Source organism: Pseudomonadota bacterium (genome assembly GCA_039815145.1).
Taxonomy (GTDB): domain Bacteria; phylum Pseudomonadota; class Gammaproteobacteria; order Steroidobacterales; family JBCBZW01; genus JBCBZW01.
Genome location: JBCBZW010000063.1, coordinates 1 through 20,770, shown reverse-complemented (window position 1 = coordinate 20,770; position 20,770 = coordinate 1). Strand labels below are relative to the sequence as shown.

Below are 20,770 nucleotides of genomic sequence, written 5' to 3'. Positions count from 1 at the left end.
CGCAGGGCACTTGAGGCTGATGCGTATAGCGCCCCTTCGCGCGCGCCCGCCTACGGATAAAGGAAATACGACATGCAGGAAGCTAACCCCTTCTCGAGCGCCCGCACCGGGCGCGGATGCACGACTTCGCTCAGCGTCGCTGTCGGCGCTGCCTTGCTCATCAATCACGGTGCCGTACTCGCCCAAGAAGACGACGATGAGGATCACCGCCCCATCGACGAGATTGAGGTGGTCGCGACGCTGCTCGACAACACCATCGACGAGATCGGTCAGGGCGTGACCGTGCTCGAAGGCGACGAGCTCGAGCGCCTACGCACCAACACGATCGGTGAGATGCTGGCCCTTACGCCCGGCGTCACGGCCAGTGACTTCGGCGCTGGTGCCAGCCGTCCCGTCATTCGTGGCCTCGGCGGCCCGCGCGTGCGCGTGCAGGAAGACGGCATCTCCACCCTCGATGTTTCCACCGTCAGCGTGGACCACGCCGTGGCCCTCGAGCCCCTGCTCGTCGAGCGGGTGGAAGTGCTGCGCGGCCCAGCGACCCTCGCCTACGGCAGCGGTGCCGTAGGCGGTGTGGTCAACACGATCACCACCCGTCTGCCCACGGAAATTCCCGACGGTCTCGAGGGCCGCTTCCGCCTAGGCGGCAACACGGTGGCCAACGAGCAGTCTGCGGCGCTGGCCCTGCGTGGCGGAATCGGTCAGATCGTGCTGCAGGTCGATGCCTCGATCCGCGATCAGGACGACTACGACATCCCCGGCGTGGCGATCACCCTGGAGGATTTCGAGGAAGAGCAGGAGCGCGGCACCGTCGCCAATAGTGCCCTCGAGTCCTCCGCCTTCGGCGGTGGCCTGAGCTGGATAGGTGAGCGCGGCTACTTCGGTGTCAACGTCAGCACCTTCGAGACCACCTACGGTGTGCCGACCATCGAGGAGGAGGAAGAGGAAGAAGGCGAGGAGGGCGAAGAGGAGGAAGGAGAAGAGGGAATCAGCATCGATCTCGAGCAGACCCGTATCGACTTCAAGGCCGGGATCGAGCCCGCCAGCGGCTTCCTGAGCAAGATCGAACTTCGCGGCGCCTACAACGACTACGACCACGTCGAGCTCGAGGGCGAGGAGATCGGCACCACCTTCGCCAACGAGGCCTTCGAGGCTCGCCTCGACATTGCCCATCAGCCGATCGGCGACTGGGTGGGCTCCTTCGGCGTGCAGTTCGCCACCGCCGAGTTCTCGGCGATCGGCGCCGAGGCCTTCGTGCCCCCCGTCGACACCACCAGCGTGGGCGTCTACCTGATCGAAGAGCTCGATCTGGACGACTGGTTCTTCTCCATCGGCGGTCGCTTCGAGACCCAGGATCAGGAGCCCGTCGCCGGTGGCAGCGTCGATGACACGGCCTTCAGCGTCTCGGCCTCGGCCATCCGCACCTTTGCCGAGCGTCATCGCATCGGCCTGACCCTGAACCGCGCGCAACGCCTGCCGAGTGCCGAGGAACTCTTCTCCGACGGCCCCCACCTGGCTACCAGCACCTTCGAGATCGGCGATGCCACCCTCGACGTGGAGACCTCCAACCACGCGGAGCTGTCCTGGCGCTACAGCGGTGAACGCGTCGGCTTCTCGGCCACCGGGTACGTGACCGACTTCGAGGACTTCATCTTCCTCGCCGAGACCGACGATATCGAGGACGGTCTGCCGGTGTTCCTGTGGACCCAGGCCGATGCCGACTTCGTGGGCTTCGAGGCGGAGTTCTCCGCCACCCTCGCGGAGTTCTCCCAGGGCGGCGACCTCGACCTGTCCTTGTTCGCGGACGTGGTGTCGGGCGAGCTCTCCGGCGGTGGCAATCTGCCGCGTATCTCCCCCGCCCGCGTGGGTGGGCGCCTCGAGTACCACGATCGTCGCCTCACCACCGGCTTCGACATCGCTCAGATCTTCGATCAGGACGACGTGGCCGAGTTCGAGACGGAGACCGACGGTTACACCATGCTCAACGCTGACATTAGCTTGGTGCTGGCCGAGGACGCGCTGGTGCCGGTCGAGGTGTTCGTGCGTGCGTCGAACCTGCTCGATGAGGATGCTCGCCGTCACACGTCCTTCGTGAAGGATCTGGCGCCGCTGCCGGGTCGCAACTACACGATCGGTTTGCGCGGGCGCTTCTAAGCGAGCCCTTGCGTCCTAGCGCTGGCGGCGGGCTTGCTCCGCCGCCAGCAAGCCGTCGTACTCGGCCAGGGCGAAGCGGTCGGTCATGCCGGCGATGTAGTCCGCCACGGCGCGGGCGGCCAGCGCCTCCCGGTCCTCGGGGGCGGGGGTCCGGCGGATACGGGTCACCGGCAGGTTGGGCGGTACGCCGCCCGTGATGTCCGCGTAGGCGGCGTCGCGGTAGTGCTCGAAGAGGCGCTGGATCACCCGTCGCGCATGATCGGTCATCTCGCGCACGCGCGGGTGCTGATACAGGTTCGCCATCAGGTACTGCTTCAGCGTGAGTACGCGCGGGCGCATGGCATCGCTGAAGCGGATCAGTGGAGTCTTCAGCGCCCGCACGTCATCAAGGCTGCGCGGATCCGTGTCCGCCAGGCACTGGCGACTCGTATCGACCAGGTCGTTGACTAGCGCACCGATCATGCGGCGGATCACCTCGTAGGTCATGCGTCGATCGGAGAGGTCCGCATGCTCGGCGCGCACCTCTCGCACGTAGTGCCCCACCAGATCCACCTCGTCGGCCAACGCGTCGATGTCGAGCAGGCCCGCACGGATCCCATCATCGACGTCGTGGTTGTTGTAGGCGATCTCGTCGGCGATGTTGGCGAGCTGTGCTTCCAGGCTAGGTTGTTGGCCGGTCAGAAAGCGTTGGCCGAGTTCGCCGAGGGTCCGTGCGACGTCGGGGGCGCAGTGCTTGAGGATCCCCTCGCGGGTCTCGAAGCAGAGGTTCAGGCCGTCGAACAGGGCGTAGCGCTGTTCGAGCGTGTCCACCACCCGCAGGGACTGGAGGTTGTGTTCGAAGCCGCCGAACGGGCGCATGCACTCGTTCAGCGCGTCCTGGCCGGCGTGACCGAAGGGCGTGTGGCCGAGGTCGTGGGCAAGGCAGATCGCTTCGGTCAGGTCCTCGTTCAAATCGAGGGTGCGGGCGACGCTGCGCCCGATCTGAGCCACCTCGAGGGAATGGGTGAGGCGGGTGCGATACAGGTCGCCCTCGTGGTTCACGAAGACTTGCGTCTTGTAGACCAGGCGGCGGAAGGCGACGGAGTGAATGATGCGATCGCGATCGCGCTGGAACTCGCCGCGAAGGCGCGGCGGGGGCTCGTCGAAGCGCCGACCGCGGGAGCGCTCGATGCTTGCCGCGTAGAGCGCGAGGGGGCTGGCGCTCAAGGCTCGGCCGCGGCCAGCGTCTGCATCAGGGCGCCCTCGTCGAAGTCCTGGGTGACGAGGGCGGCGCCGATGTCCTGCAGCAGCACCAGCACCAGCTGTCCCCGCCGGTTCTTCTTGTCGAGCTGCATGTGATCGAGCAGCTTCGCCGCCCCCACCGGTGGTGGCGCGACCGGCAGACCTAAGAATTGCAACAGCCTTACGATCCGTACCACCTGGCTTTCCTCGAGCCACCCCATGCGCGCGGACATCTGCGCGGCCATCACCATGCCGGCGGCGACCGCCTCCCCGTGGAGCCAGCCACCGAATCCCATCGCACGCTCGATACCGTGGCCGAAGGTGTGACCGAGGTTGAGCAGGGCGCGCAAGCCGCTGCGTTCCTGCTCGTCCTGGGCCACCACGTCCGCCTTGATCATGCAGCAGCGCTCGATAGCTTGGGCCAGCACCGTGGGATCACGCGCGTTCAGCGCTTCGCTGGCCTGCTCCAGCCAATCGAAGAACGGCGCATCGATGATGAGGCCGTACTTCACCACCTCGGCGAGACCGGCCCGGTACTGGCGTTCGTCGAGGGTGGTGAGCGTGTCGAGATCGGTGAGCACGGCGCTCGGTTGGTGAAAGGCGCCGATGAGGTTCTTGCCCGCGGGGTGGTTGACGCCGGTCTTGCCGCCGACGGAGGAGTCGACCTGCGCCAACAGGGTGGTGGGCACCTGGATGAAGCTGATGCCCCGCTGATAGGTGGCCGCTGCGAAGCCGGCGACGTCCCCGGTGACGCCGCCGCCGAGGGCGATCAGGCATCCGTCCCGCCCCATCCGTTGCTCGACGAGGGCATCGAGGATCAGGGCCATCGTATCCAGGGTCTTGTGTTCCTCACCGTCGCGTAGCACCAGGCCCTCGAGGCGCGCGCAATGGTCGAGTAGCCCGGCGCGCAGGCGGTCCGCGTAGAGCGGCGCGACCACGTCGTTGGTCACGATGAGGGCTTGGCGGCCATCCACCAGGGGGGCGAGCAGGGCGCCGGCGTCGGCGAGCAAATCCTCCCCGATGTGGATGGGGTAGCTGCGCTGACCCAGGGCGACGTCCAGCGACCTCATACCGCAGGTTCCTCCCCGCCACCGGTGCTATCGGGTGCTTCGCTTTGGCGTTGCTTCAAGCGCGTGATCAGCTGCCCGACCACCGCCTCCACGGTACAGCCGTCCGTGGGCAAGGTCAGATCGGCTACCGACTCGTACAAGCCGTTGCGCACGGCGGCCAGCGCTTGCAGTGTCTGCTCACGATCTTCCGTTTGCAGAAGTGGCCGGTGGTGGCTGTGACGGGTGCGTGCCAGCTGCGTGCGCACGCTGGTGGCAAGGTATACGACGAGCCCCCGTTCGCTGAGCAATCGGCGGTTCTCCTGCGCCAGCACGGCGCCGCCGCCGGTGGACAAGATGACGGGCTGTTGGGCGGTGAGTTCGGCGATCACGGCACACTCACGGCGGCGAAATCCCGCCTCGCCCTCACGCTCGAAGATATAGTCGATATCCACGCCGGTGCGTTGCTCGATCTCATCGTCCGTGTCGAAGAACGGCATGTGCAGGCGCGCGGCCAGGCGGCGCCCCACGGCTGACTTGCCAGCGGCCATCGGTCCGACGATGAACAGGCGATCCTCAGGGATGGCGGTGCTGATACTACTGCTGCCCATGGCCGCAGTGTGCCCCGGGACAGGACATCAGGGCCAGGCACCAATGCGAATCGCTCGGTGCCAGGTGGGCGGAGCGGATCGCTCCGCCCACCGCGGGAGACGACCTAGATGTCGTCGAAGCAGGACTGGCTGTAGCCGAAGGGGCTGACCGGACCGGTGATGAGCCCGTCGGTGGTGCCGTTCGGGTAGCCGTTGGCTGGATCTTCCGCCACGCGGTTGCCCGGCGGGCTGATCTGCACGCTGTTGGTGTCCGAGGCGATGGTCGGCAGGATGAAGGACGCCGTCTCGCTGAAGCTCGAGCCCTCCACCTCCGCGCGAGCTTCCACGATCACCTGCAGCCAGCTGCCGAACTGCTGGGCGTAGCTGATGGCCACGAGGGCCTCGCCGGTGGCGTCGGTGGTGGCTGTGCCGGTGATGTTGGCGTTGTTGCCCACATCGATCTCGCCGTTGTTGTTGATGTCCTCGCCGGGATCGAGGAAACCGTTGCGGTTCTGGTCTTCCTCGTCGCATACCACGTTGGTCTCGACGAACCAGGCGTTGGCGACGGCATCGCCGACCCAGTAGCCCTTGATGTAGCGCTCGGTCAGCAGCGACAGCTGGATGTCCACGCCGGCGACACCGTTGCCGTCGGCGTCACTCGCCTGCACCAGGAAGGGCAATTCGTAGGTGGCATCGTCCACCTCCAGAACCGTGTTACCGGTACCGAAGGTGAAGAACAGTTCGCGGCGGGCCACGGTCAGGGCTGTGGTGTCGGTGATGTTGGTGTTCTGCACCCGTGCAGTGATGCGCACGCCCTCGCTGGCGCTGGTCGAACTGCTCGCCTCGTAGAAGGTCTGCGCCTCGCCCTGGGTGTTGGTCACGGCGGTGCCGACGGTCAGACGCCCGTTGGTCACGTCATCGAGCTCGAAGATTACGGTCTGGTCGGTGACCAGGTTGTTCTGCGGGTCACGCACGGTGGCGCGAATCGCCGACTGCTCGTTCGGACCGATGTTGAAGGGATCCGCTTGCACTTCGATGCTGTCCGGTTGGGTTGCGATGAAGTCGATGGGGATCTGCGCCGAGGGCCCGTCTTCCACGTCTGCGGTGGCCGTGATCACGGCGCGACCGGCATTGGTGGAAGAGATGGTGTTGGTGGCCACACCGTTCACCGTGAACACCTGGCCGTTGTTGGCCAGGGTGCCGCGGGTGGTGGAGAACTGTACGGGCTGTCCATCGACCGGCGCGCCGGAGGTCTCCCAGCGAACGGAGATCGTCTGGTTGGCGTTGAGCGCCACGCGGGGAGGATCCTGGTTGGCGTTCGGCGGGGTGGGTGAGCTGAAGACGAACGAGTCGGTGGAGATTTCGAGGGCAAGGGTGCGGTCGATCCCCAAGCCGCTCACGGTGAGCTGGTCGGAGCCGCCGTTCTGAGCGGTCAGGGTGAAGTCGACATTACCTTCGAAGTTGGTCTCCAACGTGTCGGGCGCGATCGGGTTGCCCAGGGCGGAGGTCACCGTGATTGGGATACCCGCGATGCCGTTGCCGTTACCGTCAATCAGCACCGTGGAGTAGTCCTGGGTGGCGCCGATGACGATCGACGCGGGACCTGCGATCGGCGAGAACTCGGTGCCGATCACCTGCACGGTGGCCGTCCCCGTAAGCGTGACGCCGTCGATGCCAGCGGCGGAGGCCGTGACCGTGATAACGCGGTTGGTGGGGTCTTCCTCGGTACTCAAGGTGGCCGTGACCCGACCGGACGCGTCCGTCACGGCGTTGGCGACGGTCAGCACCCCCGAATCCGCCGCGAAGGCGACGTCGATGCCCTCGACGGCGATGTTGCTCTCGTCGATCACCCGGGCCGTGACGGTCACGGGCAAGGCGCCGTCGGACTGCAGGATGTTGCTCGAGGAGATCACCGATACGCTGGAGAGGATGACCTGAGGCGGTGCATCTGGATCATCAGGGTCGGGCTCTTCGGCGACCGGTTCCGGGATCACGACCAGGGTTCCGTCACTCGAGCAGCCCACGATGAAAAGGGCGGCCATGAGGAGCAGTAGGAAACTGCCTGCCTTGCGCATGTTGGATGTTCCTCGAGTCAAATCGCTAAAGCTTGTCGTCGCGTGTCGTCGAAGCGCCTAAAAGACGTTCGAGCCTTCGCGCAGAATCTTCGGAGTGACGAAGATCAACAGCTCGGCCTTGTTGGAGCTACGGGTGCTGCTCTGGAACAGGCGGCCGAGCCCAGGGATATCGCCAAGCACGGGCACCTTGCTCAGGGTTTCCGTCTTGGTTGTCTCGTAGATGCCGCCGAGCACGACGGTCTCGCCGTTGTTCACCAGCACCTGGGTCACCACCTCGCGGGTGTCGATACTGGGCACGAAGCCGCCAGTCGCGCTCGGCACCTGTTCGCCGATGCTGTCCTGGCTGACCTGCAGATCCATGATGATGCGGTTGTCCGGCGTGATCAGGGGCACGACCACCAAGCTCAGCACCGCTTCCTTGAAGCGGGTGGTGGTGGCGCCGCTGGCCGAGGCTTCCTGGAAGGGAATCTCCACACCCTGCTTGATGGTGGCTTCCTGCTGGTTGGCGGTGATCACACGCGGGGTGGAGATGATCTCGCCCCGGCCTTCGGCCTGCAGGGCCGCGAGTTCCAGGTCAAGCAGATAGTTCGAGTCGAGAATCGCCAGCCCCAGGCGCCCCGCCGGCGAGGCGATCGGCACGTTGACGTTAAGGCGATCGTTAAGCGCCGGCACGGCCGCCGGGAACGGGCTGCCGGTGGTGTTCAGGTTGTTGAGTCCGGAGTTGACGATGGTGTCGGCGCCGGCGGAGCCACCGGTGATGGCGATTAGACCGTCGCTGCCGTTCTCCTCCACCGCCGTGATTCCCGAACGGATACCGATGTCGCGGCTGAAGTCATCGTTGACGATGACGATGCGCGATTCGATCAGCACCTGGCGTACGGGCACGTCGAGGGTGCGCACGAGGCGGCGAATCTCCGCCAGCTTCTCCGCCGTGTCCTGCACGAGCAGCGTATTGGTGCGCTCGTCCAGGGTGACGCTGCCGCGCTCGGAGAGCAGCGTACGTCGCGCGCCCCCACCGGGCACGCCACCGGCAACCCCCTGCAGGGCGGCGCCCTGGATGAGCAGCGCGAGATCTTGCGCCTTCGCGTAGTTGACCTGGATGAACTCGCTGCGCAGGGGCGCGAGCTGGCGAATCTGACTGGCGGCCTCGAGTTCGCGCCGTTCGCGGTTGGCGATCTCTTCGGCGGGAGCCACCAGGATGACGTTGTCCTTCTGGCGCTTATCGAGACCCTTGGTCTGCAGCACGATGTCCAGGGCCTGATCCCATGGCACGTTCTGCAGGCGCAGGGTGACGTTGCCTGCCACCGTGTCGCTGACCACGATGTTCTGATTACTCACGTCGGCGAGCAGCTGCAGGACGGCGCGCGCCTCGATGTCTTGGAAGTTCAGGGTGAGGCGCTCGCCCGTGTAGCGCTCGCGCTCCTCTTCCTCGCGGATGCGCAGCTCTTCCGGCGTCAGCGGCTTCAGCTCGACGGTGACGCGCTCATCGGACTGGTAGGCGAGCTGATCGAAGGCGCCGAAGCCCGTCACGATCACCCGCGTATCGCGGTTCACCTGCATGGTGTCGATGGTCTTCACCGGCGTGGCGAAATCGAGCACGTCCAGGCGCTGCATCAGCTCGGACGGCACGGTGGTGTTCTTCAGCACCACGATGACCTGATCACCTTCCTGCTGCAGGTCGACCACGGTGGAGGGGTCGGAGAGTTGCAGCACGACGCGCCCTGCGCCCTCTTCGCTGCGGCGGAAGTCGACGTTGCGCAGTTCGCTGGAGCCGAAGGTGCCCGTGCGCGATGCAGGCGACGGGGCATTGATACCGCCGGACCCGAGCGGCGCGGTGGAGGAGGCGGCCATCTCCGCTTCCGAGGCGAGGGTGATGGTGACCGTGTTGCCCTGGGCGGCGGCGGTGTAGGTGACGGGGCTGTCGAGGTTCAGCACCACGCGTGTACGACCGGCGGCTTCGGCCGCCACCACGCTGTTCAGCAGGCCGATGCCCACGTCGCGGCGACGGGTCGCGAGGGCGACGCCCGTGTCCGCCAGATCGATGGAGATACGCGCCGGGTTATCGATGCTGAAGGTGTTCGGCTCGGGCGCTGCCCCGCGCATGCGCAGCACCAGCTGCACCTGCTGTCCGGGCAGGGTGATCACCTCGATGTCATCGAGATAGTTCGAGAACTCGTTCTGGGCCAGGGCGGGGCCCGTCGATCCCAGCAGCAGCGCCACCAGCAGCGTGATGGCAGACAGCCACATCGCCGCGTTAGGCGGTTTCAACCACCGCCCCATGGCGCAGACACCCAGAACTTCACGGTTCATGCTAAAAGCCTCGACATGTGCATTCGGTGCACCGGAAACCGTCGGTTCTCCGGCGACCATCGCTAAATCCAACATCCAACGACGCCGCCCACGGCGGCGGCGCTCAATTAAGTGCTACGGCGGCCTCGCGCTCCACGAAGCCATCGATACCGTTGGGTACCAGCTCCGTGAGTTCGATGGCGGCGTTGGTCACCGCGTTCACGCGGCCGTCGTACTCACCCATGTACTGCCCGGGCAGCACCTGGTGAACGAGGCCGTCGGCGTCTCGCACGAGCCCGTAGTAACGCCCTTCGATCTCCAGCGTGCCGACCATGCGCAGGGAATCGAGGGGGAAGCTCTCGAGGTACTCCTTGCGTCGGTTCGGGTCGGGGCGAGGCCCGTCGCTCGCCGCGGGGGCGCGCTGCGCCAACGCCGTGTCCGGCTTGAACGGCGCGCGAAGCTTCGACGCGGAATACTCGAAGTTCTCGTAGCTCTTGATCTCTGGCAGCGGCTCGATGCGACCGCCGGGCCGTGCCTTGATCGACTGCGCGTAGCGCTGCAGATCCGACATGTCCCGGTTCACGCATCCGCTGAGGAGCAAAATGGCGCCCAGGGGCGCCAGCGTGATGAGCGATTGCCACACGGGGCGTGATCGTCGTCGTGACGGGTCGATAGTGCTGGGTTTGTTCACTGGCCCGTGCTCTCGTCGTCGTCAAGGTAGCGGTAGGTCTTGGCAGTGATGTCGAGCTCCAGAGCGTCCCCGATCACCGATACGGGCTGGTCCTCGTTGCGTCGACTGCTCCTACCGGATCCAGTAGGTTTGATCGTGATGTTGTGCAGAGTCACGATGCGCGGCAGGGAGGCGATCCCGCTCACGAACTGCCCGAACTCGTGGTAGCTCCCGTTCAGGCGGATGCGAATCGGCAGCTCCGCGTAGAAGTCGCGCTCGATCTCCTGGCTCGGCTGAAAGAGCTCTTCCTCCAAGCCGGCGGCGAGACCTGTTTGCGAAATGTCCGTGAGCAGGTTGGGCACCTCGGTCTGGCCCGGAAGCTGGCGCAACATGGTGCCGAACTCCTGCTCCATCTGCCCCAGCTGCACCTTGTAGGCATCGAAGTTGGCAGCCTGGCGCTGCTTGGTCTCGAAGCGCTGGCGCAAGCGTTGCTCGCGCTCCTGCACCTTTTCCAGTTCCTCCACCTTCGACTTGAAGACGAAGTTGTACATGCCCCCGGCCGTCACGCCCATGAAGATCAGGACGATGAAAATGCCCCGGAAGACGAGCGGCCAGCGGCCGATGTCGTTGATGTCGAGGTTGCGAAGCTGCTCGAGGAAGTTCATGAGGCAGCCTCGTCCGTCGTTTCCGCCTCGGGGGCGCCCTGGCTCACGAAGATGGTGAACTCGATAGACTCCCCGCGCTTCTCGAGAATGTTGAGGCCCGCATCGGTGAACCACGGTGAGGCGTCGAGGTCGCGCATGTAGTTGGATACGCGCGTGGAGGACTGGGCCACGCCCTTGATCAAGATGCGCTTGCTGTTCTGCTGCACACTCTCGAGGTAGACGCCTTCGGGGAGCGTGCGCACGAGTTCGTCGAACAGGTGCACCATCACCGGCCGGCTGCGCTGCAGCTCGTCGATGATGCCCATGCGGGCAATCAGGCGATCGCGCAGATCCTCGAGGGCTTGGATCTCCTCGATCTGCTTGTCGATCTCGGCGATCTGATTGCTGAGGAACTTGTTGCGGTCGCGCTGGTGGTCGATGCGGGTCTGGTAGTAGGTTGCGGCGTACCACACGACGAAGGCGCCCAGCGCCACGGCCGCGCCAGCGGCGATGCCGAAGTTCTTCTGCCGTTCCTGTCGGAGCTCTTCTCGCCAGGGCAGTAAGTTAATGCGAGGCATCGGTTACTCCGTTAGTCGAAGCTGCGCAGGGCCAGGCCGCACGCCGTGAGTAGGGCGGTGGCGTCGGTGGTGACACCTGCCGCCTTGGCGCGCGAAGACACCTTCAGGGTGCCGAGCGGGTCGCCCTTCACCGTAGGGATGCCCACCTTGCTCTGAATGAGCTCGGCCGCTCCGGGGATGTTGGCGCAGCCACCGCAGACGATGATCTGGTCGGGCTGCTCCCGATTCGAGCCGGATGCCAGGTAGAACTGCAGCGAGCGACTGACCTGCTGGGACATATCGTCGATGAACGGCTCGAGCACCTCTGGCCCGTAATTGCTAGGCAGTCCGCCCTCCTTCTTGAGGCGGCCCGCTTCGCCCATCGATACGCCGTAGGTGCGCATGATCTCTTCGGTGAGCTGCTGACCGCCGAAGGCGAAGTCGCGCGTGTAGTCCACGCTGAGGTTGGTGAGCACGCTGAAGGTGGTGCTGCTGGCGCCGAAGTCGACTACGGCGATGGACTTGCTCACGCCTTCGTCGGGCATCTGGTGACGCATCAGCTGGCAAGCGTTCTCGAGGGCGAAGGCCTCGACGTCGACCAGGCGCGCCTTGAGTCCGGCGGCTTCGACGGCGGCCTGGCGTTGCTCGACGTTCTCCGAACGCGTCGCCACCAGCAGCACGTCGGACATGCCGGTCTCTTCGTTCTTGCTCAGCACCTCGAAGTCGAAGCTCACCTCTTCCAGCGGGAAGGGGATGTACTGGTCGGCTTGAAGGCTGATCTGGTCTTCGAGGTCGGCCTCGCTCAGGGAGGCGGGCATCTGGATGACCTTGGTGATCGCGGCGTCGCCGCTGATCGCCACGGCCGCTTCCTTGGCCTTGGCCCCGGCCCGGCGGACCGCTCGTCTTATCGCCTCACCGACGGCGTCAACGTCGATCACGCTCTTCTCGTTCACCGCGTTGACAGGCGTCGGCTCGGCAGCGTACGCGTCGACGCGATACGTGCCCCCGGCGTCCGACAGCTCGAGGAGCTTCACGGAGGAGGTGGTTATGTCAAGGCCGAGTATGGGCTTGAACGTGTTGCCGAACAGCGTCAGTTTTGCCATGTGGAATAGGGGGTTGGCTCAAAAATGTGTGCAGTCACACGAGCTTTCGTTGACTATATACCAAACGCTGGAGGGCGCAAGGCGGGACATATGTTCAACCCGCCGGGGACGCCCTTGCAACCAGCAGGACCCTGTTCGGCGCCTAGGGCGCCTGGCGAGCTGCCCACGGTCATCCGTGGGTGTGAGGCCACTCGCGCACGGCGACAGCGTGCCGCACCAGCCGCGATTTATAACAGCCGCTCTTGTCAACCTTCGTGAAGCAAATCACACAAAGCGGCGAATCGGGACGAGCGGTCACGATATACTCCCGATCTCCGCACACTGGGACGCGAGTCGCACGCGTTCTGTGACGATCCCCTCCCCTTCAGCTGCGACGCCCTTCCGGTAGCCGATGAAGCCTGTCGTAAAGCTCCTTTCCGTTCTGCTTTCCCTCACCTTTGCGGGCGGCGCCTTCGCCCTGCTGGTGGCGGCGGCCGCCTACATGTTCGTGGCGGAGTCCCTGCCCGACGTGGACACCTTGAAGAGCGTACAGCTGGAGGCGCCGATGCGGGTCTACTCCCGCGACGGCGTGTTGATCGGCGAATTCGGCGAGAAGCGGCGCATTCCCGTGACCTACGAGCAGCTGCCGCAGCAGGTGATCGATGCCTTCGTTGCCGCCGAGGACGACCGCTTCTTCGAACACCCGGGTGTGGACTACCAGGGTTTGGTGCGAGCCGTGCTGGTGCTGGCCAAGACCGGGCGGGGCAGCCAGGGCGGTAGCACCATCACCATGCAGGTGGCGCGCAACTACCTGCTGACCTTGCGCCACTCGTACGTGCGCAAGGTCCGCGAGATCTTCATCGCCCTGAACATGGAGCGGGTGCTCACCAAGCAGGAGATCCTCACCCTCTACCTGAACAAGATCTTCTTCGGCCAGCGCGCCTACGGCGTGGCAGCGGCGGCCGAGGTGTACTTCGGCAAGCAACTGCACGAGTTGCGCCTCGACGAAGTCGCCATCCTGGCCGGCATCCCGAAGGCGCCGTCAGACCTCAATCCGGTCACCAACCCGGAGCGCTCGCGCAGCCGGCGCGACTACGTGCTACGGCGGATGCGTGAGCTGGGCTACATCGACAGCGAAGCGCACGAGCTGGCTCTGGCGCAGCCGATTCGCGCCTCGATCCACGGGCCACGGGTGGAAGGCGAGGCGGCCTACCTGGCCGAGCTGGCGCGGGCCGAGATGGTGGAGCGCTTCGGCGAGGCGGTGTACGGCAGTGGCCTGCGCGTGGTGACCACTTTGGACGGGGAGCGCCAGGAAGCGGCCGTGGCCGCGGTGCGCGATGCGCTCCTGCAGTACGACCGTCGCCATGGCTACCGCGGTCCGGTGGATACGCGAGATCTGGAAGCGGTAGGGCAAGCGCCCCAGCAGCTCGACGCCATGCTGAGCGAGTATCCCGCGCTCCCCCTGCACCAACTCGCTGTGGTTACCGCCGTGGACGACGCCAGCGCGCAGGTTCACGTGAGCGAGCACCGCCAAGGCCTGATCCCGCTCGAGGGCGTCAAGTGGGCCCGTGAGTACATCGACGAATCGCGCGCCGGCGGCACGCCGACGCGGGTTGGCGACGTGCTCGCCGTCGGTCAGGTGATCTACGTACAGCCCCTGGCACCCGCCGAGAACGCGCAGCCCGCGCGCGAGGAGGAGGGCACCGCCCCGGCGCAGGTGACGCAGTGGAAGCTCGGTCAGGTGCCGGCGGTGCAGGGCGCCCTGGTGTCCCTCGATCCGCGCGACGGCGCCGTGTCCGCCATGGTCGGTGGCTACGACTTCCGCTTGAGTAAGTTCAACCGCGTCAGCCAGGCGAAGCGCCAGCCGGGCTCGTCCTTCAAGCCCTTCGTCTACTCGGCGTCGCTGGAACACGGGTTCACCGCCGCCAGCGTGCTGCCCGATGCGCCGGTGGTCTACGACGACCCTGGCATGGAGGAGGCCTGGCGCCCGGAAAACTACGAGCGCGAGTTCCGCGGGCCCATGCGTTTGCGTGAAGCGCTGGTCGCCTCGCGCAATCTGGTGTCGATACGCTTGCTCCGAGAAGTGGGCGTGCGCCAGGCCATCGCCCACATCGGCCAGTTCGGCTTCGATCCCGAGGAGCTACCGGCGAGCCTGTCCCTGGCGCTCGGCAGTGCGAGCCTCACACCGCTGCAGGTGGCCACCGGTTACGCGGTGCTGGCCAACGGCGGCTTCGCCGTGACGCCCTATCTGATTGATCGAGTGGAGGGTGCCAACGGCGAGTTGGTTTACGAGGCCAACCCGAAGATCGCCTGCCTGCCCTGCGAACGTGCCCTCGAGCTCGGCGCCCTCGATGCGGCCGATGGGGCCACGGCGGCGGCGGACGCGCAACGCGGGGTCGTGGCCCGCCTGGCCTCTCTGGAGTCCAACGTGGCGACGGCGCCCAGCGAGGGTCACGGGATGCCCGCCGAGTGGCCGAGCGCGGAGGTCGCCTGCGCCCGCATGGAAGGCTTCACCGGAGGCTACCCGATCGCCAACATGGCGCCGCGCGTGGTGTCGCCGCAAAACGTGTACATCATCACCGACATGATGCGTGACGTCGTTCGTCGCGGGACGGGCCGAGCCGCCTACCGCCGCCTGCAGCGCAACGATCTCGCGGGCAAGACGGGCACCACCAACGAGCAGCGCGACGCGTGGTTCAGCGGGTTCAACGCAGACCTCACCGCCACCGTCTGGGTGGGCTTCGATGAGTTCACACGCCTCGGTCGAGGCGAGGTGGGCGGCCGCGCAGCCCTACCCGCGTGGACCGACTATATGGAGTCGGTGCTGACCGGCAGGCCTGAGCATTCCATCCCCGAGCCCTATGGGCTGGTGCGCGTGAAGATCCGACCCGACACCGGGGAGCTGGCACGCGCCGGCGAGAGCGGCTGGGTGTACGAGATCTTCCGCCAGGGCAACGCGCCCGAGGCGCCCCTGGATGAGCAGGTCCCCTCCTTCTTCAACAACACCGACGATGGCGACGCGGAAGACGAGCCGCTCTTCTAGGGGGCGGGGCGCCCGCGGCAGCGCGCGCCGCGCTTCGGCTCCCGGCGGCCACCAGGCGGCCGATCAGCAACGCACGGTGATCGCCCAACAGGCGGCGCGGCTGGTGCTCGATCAGGGAATCCGCGATTACGGCGTGGCCAAGCGCAAGGCGGCCGAGCGCCTGGGCGCCGTATCGCCCGCCCTGTTGCCGAGCAATCGTGAGGTCGAGCAGGCGGTGTTGGAGCATCGGCGTCTGTTCGGCGGCAGCGACGCCCGCCATCAACTCCAGGAACTGCGCGAGGGAGCGCTGGAGGCCATGCGCTTCTTCTCAGCCTATTCTCCGCGCTTAGTCGGTGGTGTGCTGAGTGGCGCCGTGTCCGAGCACATGCCGATCACGCTCCATCTGCACACGGATAGCGCCGAGGACATCCCGCGGCGCCTGCTGGACGCCGACATGGCCTTCCGCACCTCGGATGTGCAGCTGCGCTACCTCGGCGACCGTACACGGCGCTGCCCGCGCCACCAGTTCACGGTGGACGGCTTGGAGTACGAGGTGGTGGTGCTGGCGGGGGATGCGATCCGCGAGGCGCCGGCAAGCCCGGTGGACGGTCGTCCCGAGCGTCGGGCCAGTCTGGGCGAAGTGGAAGACCTGGTGAGCAGGCCGCCGGATTCGCCGGCCGACCTGCCCGTCGCCGATTAGGCCTTCTTCTTCAGGCCGTACTTCTTGCGGAACTTGTCGACGCGACCGGCCGTGTCGACGATCTTCTGCTGGCCCGTGTAGAACGGGTGGCAGCTGGAACACACTTCCACGGTCAGATCCTGACCGAGCGTCGAACGCGTCTCGAAGGTGTTTCCGCAGTTGCAGACCACCGTGATGGTCTCGTAATTCGGGTGAACGCCGGATTTCATGGCGAGCGATTCCTTGAGTGGGTAGTGAGGGCATCACACGGAGCCGGCAATGATGGCAGCTGTCTTCGAAGGCGTCCAGCCCCGCGTCGTTCGGCGAAGGTCGGTGCCCTCAGCAAGCGCGGCGATCTGTTGCCATGCTAGCTTCGGTGATCGTCGTAAGTGACGGTAATGTGACGGCTTTTCTGCCGCTTTCAAGGGCTGTGGATAACTGTGTGGATGAAACGGCTGGTCACATCTTCACCACCTTGTCTCAGAATTTTAGACAGCTCCCGCAAATAATCTCCGACGCAAGTTAGACGGCCCTTGAAATCAATAAGTTAGGCGCGCCGAAAAAATCGAGGAAGATGACAGTTAGATGTCAACCCGCGATGTCACCGCCCTGCGGATCGATGTGAATAACGACGGGTTGGCCTGGGCGCCTAGTCGATAAACCGGGCTTGGAGATCGTTCAAGAAGGCCCGACCGCGGCTGGTGGGCTGCCAGTGGCCGTCAACCGGTTGACGCAACAGGCCGTCCACGGCCGCCGCCTCCAGATGGGGGCGAATCAGCTCTCGCGACAGGCCAACGCGCCGCTCGAAGGTCTCCTCCGAGAATCCGCCCACCAGGCGCAGGGCGTTAAGCATGAATTCGCCCACCAGCGCTTGTCCTTCGAGGGTTTGCGAATCGGCGATGCGTTGCGGCGCCCCGGCCGCCTCCAGGTAGGCGCGAGGGCTGCGCACCTTTCGCGACCGCGTGATGGAGGCTACCCGCTGGGCGGCGCTCTCCAGGGTGGAACGCTTGCCGTGAGCGCCCGCCCCGATGGCGAGGTAATCACCGAAACTCCAGTAATTGAGGTTGTGCAGGGCGCGGGCGCCATCGTGGCGGGCGTAGGCGGAGACTTCGTAGGCGCGCAGTCCGGCCCGGGCGAGATGGGTCTCACTGGCCTCGCGCATGTCGCCGGCCAGGTCCTCGTCGGGCAGCCCTGCGGGTTCGTAGCGCGAGAACACCGTGTTCGGCTCGATCGTGAGCTCGTAATGCGACAGGTGCTCGGTGCCGTAGTCGATCGCTCGCGCGAGGTCCTCCAGGCAGCCCTCCAGGGTTTGCCTCGGCAGGGCGTACATCAGGTCGAGGTTGATACGTTCGAAGTGGGCTTGGGCCTCGCGGATCGCAAGGTCTGCCTGCTCGCCATCGTGAATCCGGCCGAGGTCGCGAAGGTGACCTTCGTCGAAGGACTGGATGCCTAAGGACACCCGATTCACGCCTGCTGCACGCAGCTCTCGGAAGGTGCCACGCTCCACCGTGCCCGGGTTTGCCTCCAGGGTGATCTCCATCTGCTGAGGGCACGGGACCAGGCGTGCGACGTGCTCGAGCAGGCGGTCGAGTTCCTTTGCAGGCAGCAGGCTCGGCGTGCCGCCGCCGATGAAGATGCTCGTTAGGTCGCCGCCGGGCCAGGGCTGTTGCTCGAGGTCGAGTCTCAGGTCTTCCAGGAGTGCGTCGACGTACTCGGTGGCGGGCAGCTCTCCGCGCAGATGGTGCGAGTTGAAGTCGCAGTAGGGGCACTTGCGCACGCACCAGGGGATGTGGATGTAGAGCGACGTTGGTGGATGTGCCGCTGGCAACGCCTCGTGTGCCGAGCGCGGTGCGTCGGGCGTCGGGCCCGCCTGCGGCGTCGATGCCACGGCGCCCTAGCCGCCCGACCGGGCCTGCATGAGCTCGGCCAGGCTGGCGAGCGCTTGGGCGCGATGGCTGACGCGGTTCTTCTCCTCCGCCCCCAGCTGGGCGGCGGTCAGCTCGTAGCCATCGGGCACGAATACCGGGTCGTAGCCGAAGCCGCCATCGCCGGTGGGTGCGGTGGTGATGCGCCCTGGCCACCGGCCGTCAGCTAGCAGTGGCATTGGGTCGGCCTCTGATCGCATGAGCACAAGGACGCAGTAGAAGCTGGCGGTGCGCTCTTCGGTGGGCAAATCGGTTAGGGCGCCCAACAGCCGGGCCACGTTGTCGGCATCGCTCGCGAAGGGGCCGGCGTAGCGCGCCGAGTGCACGCCTGGTGCGCCCCCTAGGGCATCCACCAGCAGTCCCGAGTCATCGGCGAGGGCGGGCAGGGCGCAGTGGCGCGCGGCGTGGCGCGCCTTGATGATGGCGTTCTCGACGAAGGTGGTGCCCGTCTCTTCCGCCGTCGGCACGTCGAAGGCCGACTGGGGTACGACTTCGATCTGCAGCGGGGCCAGGACGGCGGTGAGTTCCCGTAGCTTGCCGGCATTGCCGGAGGCGAGGACAAGGCGCTCCATCGTCGTCTCCGGCCGTCAGTCCGTCGCCAGCGCCGTACGCTGCAGGCCGATCAGCGCCTGGCAGCCATGGGAGGCAAGGTTGAGCATCTGGTCGAGTTCTTCGCGCCGGAACGCATGGCCCTCGGCCGTGCCCTGCACCTCGATGAAGGCGCCCGCATCGTTCATGACCACGTTCATGTCGGTCTCGGCTTGGCTGTCTTCGGCGTAGTCCAGGTCGAGCACCGCCTGGCCTTGGTAGATGCCCACGGAGACGGCGGCGAGGTTGCCGTGTAGGGGATTTTCCCTAAGGGATCCCGCGCGGATCAGTCCATCTATAGCGTCAGCGAGCGCCACGTAGCCGCCGCAGATGGACGCGCAGCGGGTGCCGCCGTCGGCCTGCAGAACGTCACAGTCTACGGTGATCGTGCGCTCGCCGAGCGCGCTGAGATCGCAGGCCGCGCGCAGGGAGCGGCCGATCAAGCGCTGAATCTCTTTCGTCCGCCCCCCTTGGCCGCGTGTTTCGCGCTGGCTGCGGGTGGTGGTAGCGCGGGGCAACATGGCGTACTCGGCGGTCAGCCAGCCGCTGCCACTGCCGCGGCGAAAGGGCGGTACGCGTTCCTCCACGCTGGCGGTGCACAACACGTGCGTATCACCGAAGCGCACGAGGACCGAGCCCTCCGCATGGCGGGTGAAGCCGCGTTCGAAGGTGACTTCGCGAAGTTGATCCAGCGCTCGTCCGCTTGGGCGCATCCGTTCCATTTCCGTCCGTGGGTTTGAAGGGCAGTCTAGGTGGAGAGGAAACGTACCACCGCGGCGGTCGTGTTGTCGGCGTAGGGTGAGTTGGCGGCCACGGCAACGTCGGCGAGCGCCTCGAGCTGCTGTTGCAGGTCGGAAGTCTCCTCGGCGCCGAGGGAAGCGACCTCCACTTCCTTGAGGCCACCCCACAACCCATCGGAGCACAGGAGCAGGCGGTCGCCCGCTTCGAGCTTGCGTACGGGCGAGACGTCCATGCCGGGATACTCGGGCTCACCGCCGAGGCAGAACTCCACGTAGTTGCGCATCGGGTGGGTGTGCATGTCTTCTTCGGAGATCAGCCCTTCGCGGCGCAGCAGCTCCACGTGGCTGTGATCGCGCGTGCGCTGGAGCACCTTATCCCCGCGCAGCAGGTAGATTCGGCTGTCGCCGACGTGCGCCCAGCACGCCTCGCCTTCCTGGATCAGGCACGCGGCGCAGGTGGCGCGCGGCTTCGACGCCATGGGCAGGGCCTTGCCCAGGGCGACCACGGCATCGTGCGCGTCGTTGATGGCGAGGCGCAGGAAACCCATCGGGTCGATCAAGGGGCGCGGGCTCGAGCGAAAGGCCTCGACGATGGTGTCGATGGCGACCTGGGCCGCCTTCTCCCCGTCCGCGTGGCCGCCCATACCGTCCAGCACAGCGAGAAGGACGCAATCCTTCTCAGCGACGATGGCGACGCGATCCTGGTTGGTCTCGCGCTCACCGGGGTGGCTGGTCTTCGCGGATTGAATTCGCAACGGGTGCTTTGGCTCGGTTGTCGGCCGCTGCTCAAAGAGCGATCGGTAGGCGGCCCTTGGCGGGGCGATACGTCGGCTTGCGGCGTGTCACGTATTGGAGTCACCGCAGCTCGACTCAAAGTCTAGCGCTAACTTGCGAGTCACATCCTGCACGGCGTCTTGATTTCCTGCAACAATGCGAGCGCAGTTCACACACCTCGAAAGACCCCACTGAAGTGACCAGTAAACCCGCTCCCAAGCCCCTTCGTGGGATGACTGGCTACGCGCGCCGGGAACTTCGCGGCGAGGGACTGGGTATCGCCTGGGAGCTTCGTTCGCTGAACCACCGCTACCTCGATCTCTCCCTGCGCATGCCGGAGGAGTTTCGCTCCCTGGAAGCGAAGGTCCGCGCGCTCCTCGGCGATGCGCTGCACCGAGGCAAGGTGGAGGCCTCCTTGCGGTTGATCTCGGCCGAGGGTACCGGCGGTCAACCCTTGCAGCTCGACCAGGCCCTGCTTGGGCAATTGCTCGGCGCGGTGGACGAGGTGCGTCGCCAGGTATCCGACCCGGGGGCGGTAGATCCGATGGGCGTACTCGCTTGGCCCGGGGTGCTCGCGAGCCCCGCGCCTGATCTCGCGCCGCTGGTAGCCAAGGCCGAGGGATTGCTGCGCGAGGCGCTCGGCGACCTACTCGCCGCACGTGAGCGCGAGGGTGAACGAATTCGTGAACTGCTGGAGGAGCGGGCCGCTGCCATCGG

At 66.1% G+C, this 20,770-nt stretch carries 18 protein-coding genes; 4 read left to right on the top strand and 14 right to left on the bottom strand.

The window, feature by feature from the left end; translation table 11 throughout:
- The first annotated feature begins 72 nt into the window (after nucleotides 1-72).
- A complete protein-coding gene (locus tag AAF184_15475) occupies nucleotides 73-2,151 on the top strand; it encodes a TonB-dependent receptor (protein MEO0423737.1) in 2,079 nt (692 codons plus the stop codon).
- Nucleotides 2,152-2,166: 15 nt separating this feature from the next.
- Here AAF184_15475 and AAF184_15470 read toward each other — a convergent pair whose 3' ends face one another.
- From AAF184_15470 to AAF184_15430, 9 genes are all read right to left on the bottom strand, one after another.
- Entirely contained in the window at nucleotides 2,167-3,357 is a 1,191-nt protein-coding gene (locus AAF184_15470; protein MEO0423736.1) for a deoxyguanosinetriphosphate triphosphohydrolase, read from the bottom strand.
- Complete coding sequence (gene aroB / locus AAF184_15465; protein MEO0423735.1) at nucleotides 3,354-4,442, bottom strand: 3-dehydroquinate synthase; 1,089 nt, start codon at nucleotides 4,440-4,442, stop codon at nucleotides 3,354-3,356. Before aroB ends, AAF184_15470 begins: the two co-directional genes overlap by 4 nt.
- Nucleotides 4,439-5,002 (bottom strand): shikimate kinase AroK, encoded by a 564-nt coding sequence (gene aroK / locus AAF184_15460; protein MEO0423734.1) that lies wholly within the window; start codon nucleotides 5,000-5,002, stop codon nucleotides 4,439-4,441. Before aroK ends, aroB begins: the two co-directional genes overlap by 4 nt.
- 131 nt (nucleotides 5,003-5,133) lie before the next feature.
- Entirely contained in the window at nucleotides 5,134-7,083 is a 1,950-nt protein-coding gene (locus AAF184_15455; GenBank protein ID MEO0423733.1) for an Ig-like domain-containing protein, read from the bottom strand.
- A gap of 57 nt (nucleotides 7,084-7,140) precedes the next feature.
- Complete coding sequence (locus AAF184_15450) at nucleotides 7,141-9,393, bottom strand: type IV pilus secretin PilQ (GenBank protein MEO0423732.1); 2,253 nt, start codon at nucleotides 9,391-9,393, stop codon at nucleotides 7,141-7,143.
- Between the two features lie 103 nt (nucleotides 9,394-9,496).
- A complete protein-coding gene (locus AAF184_15445) occupies nucleotides 9,497-10,015 on the bottom strand; it encodes a pilus assembly protein PilP (GenBank protein MEO0423731.1) in 519 nt (172 codons plus the stop codon).
- Nucleotides 10,016-10,059: 44 nt separating this feature from the next.
- Nucleotides 10,060-10,707 (bottom strand): type 4a pilus biogenesis protein PilO, encoded by a 648-nt coding sequence (locus AAF184_15440; protein MEO0423730.1) that lies wholly within the window; start codon nucleotides 10,705-10,707, stop codon nucleotides 10,060-10,062.
- Nucleotides 10,704-11,264 (bottom strand): PilN domain-containing protein, encoded by a 561-nt coding sequence (locus AAF184_15435; protein MEO0423729.1) that lies wholly within the window; start codon nucleotides 11,262-11,264, stop codon nucleotides 10,704-10,706. Before AAF184_15435 ends, AAF184_15440 begins: the two co-directional genes overlap by 4 nt.
- 11 nt (nucleotides 11,265-11,275) lie before the next feature.
- Nucleotides 11,276-12,346: a pilus assembly protein PilM gene (locus AAF184_15430; GenBank protein ID MEO0423728.1), complete on the bottom strand. Its 1,071-nt coding sequence runs from the start codon at nucleotides 12,344-12,346 to the stop codon at nucleotides 11,276-11,278.
- A 391-nt stretch (nucleotides 12,347-12,737) separates the two neighbouring features.
- Between AAF184_15430 and AAF184_15425 the strand changes: the two genes are divergently transcribed.
- A complete protein-coding gene (locus tag AAF184_15425) occupies nucleotides 12,738-15,368 on the top strand; it encodes a penicillin-binding protein 1A (protein ID MEO0423727.1) in 2,631 nt (876 codons plus the stop codon).
- Nucleotides 15,369-15,444: 76 nt separating this feature from the next.
- On the top strand, nucleotides 15,445-16,047 hold the full coding sequence (locus AAF184_15420) for a hypothetical protein (protein ID MEO0423726.1): 603 nt from the start codon (nucleotides 15,445-15,447) through the stop codon (nucleotides 16,045-16,047).
- Here AAF184_15420 and rpmE read toward each other — a convergent pair.
- The 5 genes from rpmE to AAF184_15395 form a co-directional block, all read right to left on the bottom strand.
- Nucleotides 16,044-16,256, bottom strand: a complete 213-nt coding sequence (gene rpmE / locus AAF184_15415) for a 50S ribosomal protein L31 (GenBank protein MEO0423725.1) — start codon at nucleotides 16,254-16,256, stop codon at nucleotides 16,044-16,046. The genes AAF184_15420 and rpmE overlap by 4 nt on opposite strands.
- Before the next feature lie 419 nt (nucleotides 16,257-16,675).
- Nucleotides 16,676-17,914 carry a radical SAM family heme chaperone HemW gene (gene hemW / locus AAF184_15410; protein MEO0423724.1) on the bottom strand — a complete coding sequence of 413 codons (1,239 nt, stop codon included), beginning with the start codon at nucleotides 17,912-17,914 and terminating at the stop codon, nucleotides 16,676-16,678.
- A 6-nt stretch (nucleotides 17,915-17,920) separates the two neighbouring features.
- Nucleotides 17,921-18,523: an RdgB/HAM1 family non-canonical purine NTP pyrophosphatase gene (gene rdgB, locus AAF184_15405; GenBank protein MEO0423723.1), complete on the bottom strand. Its 603-nt coding sequence runs from the start codon at nucleotides 18,521-18,523 to the stop codon at nucleotides 17,921-17,923.
- A gap of 15 nt (nucleotides 18,524-18,538) precedes the next feature.
- Nucleotides 18,539-19,252 carry a ribonuclease PH gene (gene rph / locus AAF184_15400; GenBank protein ID MEO0423722.1) on the bottom strand — a complete coding sequence of 238 codons (714 nt, stop codon included), beginning with the start codon at nucleotides 19,250-19,252 and terminating at the stop codon, nucleotides 18,539-18,541.
- A gap of 35 nt (nucleotides 19,253-19,287) precedes the next feature.
- Nucleotides 19,288-20,034: a protein phosphatase 2C domain-containing protein gene (locus tag AAF184_15395; protein MEO0423721.1), complete on the bottom strand. Its 747-nt coding sequence runs from the start codon at nucleotides 20,032-20,034 to the stop codon at nucleotides 19,288-19,290.
- 251 nt (nucleotides 20,035-20,285) lie between these two features.
- On the opposite strand from AAF184_15395, the gene AAF184_15390 reads away from it, so the two are divergent.
- Nucleotides 20,286-20,770 (top strand): YicC/YloC family endoribonuclease (locus AAF184_15390; protein MEO0423720.1); only part of this gene is annotated, 485 nt, incomplete at its 3' end.

What these genes read in the sequence shown, in the direction of transcription:
- AAF184_15435 (MEO0423729.1), bottom strand. Translation starts at nt 11,264, where the DNA reads ATGCCTCGCATTAACTTACTGCCCTGGCGAGAAGAGCTCCGACAGGAA.
- AAF184_15440 (MEO0423730.1), bottom strand. Translation starts at nt 10,707, where the DNA reads ATGAACTTCCTCGAGCAGCTTCGCAACCTCGACATCAACGACATCGGC.
- AAF184_15475 (MEO0423737.1), top strand. Translation starts at nt 73, where the DNA reads ATGCAGGAAGCTAACCCCTTCTCGAGCGCCCGCACCGGGCGCGGATGC.
- AAF184_15430 (MEO0423728.1), bottom strand. Translation starts at nt 12,346, where the DNA reads ATGGCAAAACTGACGCTGTTCGGCAACACGTTCAAGCCCATACTCGGC.
- rpmE (MEO0423725.1), bottom strand. Translation starts at nt 16,256, where the DNA reads ATGAAATCCGGCGTTCACCCGAATTACGAGACCATCACGGTGGTCTGC.
- AAF184_15450 (MEO0423732.1), bottom strand. Translation starts at nt 9,393, where the DNA reads ATGAACCGTGAAGTTCTGGGTGTCTGCGCCATGGGGCGGTGGTTGAAA.
- AAF184_15455 (MEO0423733.1), bottom strand. Translation starts at nt 7,083, where the DNA reads ATGCGCAAGGCAGGCAGTTTCCTACTGCTCCTCATGGCCGCCCTTTTC.
- aroB (MEO0423735.1), bottom strand. Translation starts at nt 4,442, where the DNA reads ATGAGGTCGCTGGACGTCGCCCTGGGTCAGCGCAGCTACCCCATCCAC.
- rph (MEO0423722.1), bottom strand. Translation starts at nt 19,252, where the DNA reads ATGCGCCCAAGCGGACGAGCGCTGGATCAACTTCGCGAAGTCACCTTC.
- rdgB (MEO0423723.1), bottom strand. Translation starts at nt 18,523, where the DNA reads ATGGAGCGCCTTGTCCTCGCCTCCGGCAATGCCGGCAAGCTACGGGAA.
- AAF184_15425 (MEO0423727.1), top strand. Translation starts at nt 12,738, where the DNA reads ATGAAGCCTGTCGTAAAGCTCCTTTCCGTTCTGCTTTCCCTCACCTTT.